Origin of the sequence: Streptomyces beijiangensis, assembly GCF_017315755.1 — a bacterium.
Taxonomy (GTDB): domain Bacteria; phylum Actinomycetota; class Actinomycetes; order Streptomycetales; family Streptomycetaceae; genus Streptomyces; species Streptomyces beijiangensis.
The window spans coordinates 1-2,092 of record NZ_JAFLRJ010000441.1 but is presented as its reverse complement, the minus strand read 5'-3'; the positions used below and the strand labels follow the sequence as shown (position 1 = coordinate 2,092).

Genomic DNA, 2,092 nt, shown 5'->3' with positions numbered 1-2,092 from the left:
CAGGACCGTCCCCTGGTCGGGGCGGAGCAGCCCGGTGACCATGGAGAGGGTCGTGGTCTTGCCCGCCCCGTTCGGGCCGACCAGTCCGATGAACTGGCCGGCGGGAAGCTCCAGATCGATCCCCGCGACCGCGACCTGCTCGCCGAACCTCTTCCAGAGTCCGGTGACCTTCACCGCCGCCGGTGCTGCTGCCGCTGGTACCGCTGCTTGTCCTGATGCCTGGTCGGGCATGGCGCCGCGCCTTTCGGAGTCCCCGTTGATGGGGACAACCCTACGGGCGGCTGTTGCGCGCTTCCTGGCCGCAGGCGTACGCGAGCGGGCTGATCAGCTCCTCCGCGTCCGGCAGCCAGCGGTTGGCGGGGGTGGGGCGGCGCGCCCACTGCACGGCGCCGCTGTCGCCGACGCGGGTCGGGGGCGCGGCCACGTAGTCGCCCTCGCCGCGTACGACGAGATCCAGTGCGGCCGGCGCCCAGCCCAACTTCCGTACGAGATCGGGGACTTTCGCGCCCGCGCCCGGCAGTACGAAGAACATCATCCGGCGGTCGGGCGTGCAGGTCACGGGCCCCAGGGTCAGCTCCATGCGCTCCATGCGGGCGAGCGCGAGGAACCCGGCCGTCTCGGGGACGTCGATCGCGTCGAAGGTGCGCCCGGTCGGCAGCAGGATCGAGGCCTTCGGCATCTTGGACCACAGCCGGCGGGCGGCCACGGCACTGCCTGTCGCCTGGGTCGCCCAGTCGGGGCCGTTGGGGTGGGCGCCGGGCGCCGCGCAGGACGCGTCGCCGCAGGAGCACCGCTCGCCGCCCTCCTCCACCTCCAGCCAGGCGCCGGCGAACACGTCCCAGTGCCGCTCCTCCGCGTACCGGACGGCGCAGTCGAGGAGCAACTCGCCTCGCTGTTTCGGGATCTGTGCGGCTGCCGTCGTGCCTGCTGCGCTTGAGATGGTCTCTTCCACGCACAACTCAACTCCCGCCGCCACCTCGGGTTACGGGCGCGGAGCGGGCGGCGGAGGAGCATCGTTCCCGCATGTGGGGCGCATGGATGCACGTACGGGGGCGCGCATGCGAATGCACCGCGGAGACGGGTAACCACATGGGGTGAAGCACCGGGAAGCACGCGGAAGCACATGGAAGCGCGCGGAAGTACGAGGAAGTACGGAAAAGCACGCCTTCATCCGCATTCTCAGGACATCTGCCGGGAAGTGATCAACGCAGTGACCAGCACTGTGATCAACGCAGGGGGTACCCATGGCAGCCAGGCCGCTCGTCGCACGCCAGCCCAACGAGCGCCTGCAGGCGCTGATCCAGGAGGCGGGCTGCTCCAACGCGGGGCTCGCGCGCCGCGTGAACATGGTCGGCGCGGAGCGCGGGACCGATCTCCGTTACGACAAGACCTCGGTGGCCAGGTGGCTGCGCGGCCAGCAGCCGCGCGGACGGGCGCCGGGCGTCATCGCGGAGGCGCTGGGGCGGAAGCTGTCGCGGGTCGTCACGATCGACGAGATCGGGATGGCGAACGGGAAGAACCTGGCGTCGGGGGTGGGCCTGCAGTTCTCGCCGACCGTACTCGGCGCGATCGAGCAGGTGTGTGAGCTGTGGCGCAGTGATGTGGGGCGCAGGGACTTCCTGTCGGGCTCGACGGTGGCGGCCTCCGCGCTGGTCGAGCCCAGCAGGGACTGGCTGATCACGGGCGCGGACGCGGCGGTCGCGCGGTCCGCGGGGGCGCGGGTGGGGGCCTCGGACGTGGAGGCGGTCCGGGCGATGACGGAGGCGCTGGTGGAGCTCGACCACCGGTTCGGGAGCGGGCATGTGCGGCCGGTGGTCGTGCACTACCTGAACAGCGTGGTCTCGGGCCTGCTGGCGGGTTCGTACCGGGACACGGTGGGCCGGGAACTGTTCGCGGCGGTGGCCAGGCTGACGGAACTGGCCGGCTACATGGCGATCGACACGGGCCAGCCGGGCCTGGCGCAGCGGTACTACATCCAGGCGCTGCGGCTGGCGCAGGCGGCGGGGGACCGGGGTTACGGGGGCTACGTACTGGCCGCGTCGATGTCCCATCTCGCGGCCCAGCTGGGCAACCCGCGCGAGATCGCCCAGCT

3 protein-coding genes are annotated in these 2,092 nt (G+C 71.6%); 1 reads left to right on the top strand and 2 read right to left on the bottom strand.

The genetic code is table 11. From position 1 onward, the window contains the following. Together J0695_RS33965 and J0695_RS33960 are read right to left on the bottom strand one after the other, a co-directional pair. Positions 1-231, bottom strand: a 231-nt coding sequence (locus tag J0695_RS33965) for an ATP-binding cassette domain-containing protein (protein ID WP_206968616.1), incomplete at its 3' end; no start/stop codon positions are given. A gap of 40 nt (positions 232-271) precedes the next feature. Then, a complete protein-coding gene (locus J0695_RS33960; RefSeq protein WP_206968615.1) occupies positions 272-952 on the bottom strand; it encodes a bifunctional DNA primase/polymerase in 681 nt (226 codons plus the stop codon). Positions 953-1,244: 292 nt separating this feature from the next. On the opposite strand from J0695_RS33960, the gene J0695_RS33955 reads away from it, so the two are divergent. Next, positions 1,245-2,092: NsdA family TPR-like regulatory protein (locus J0695_RS33955; protein ID WP_505383620.1), on the top strand; the 848-nt coding region annotated here is incomplete at its 3' end.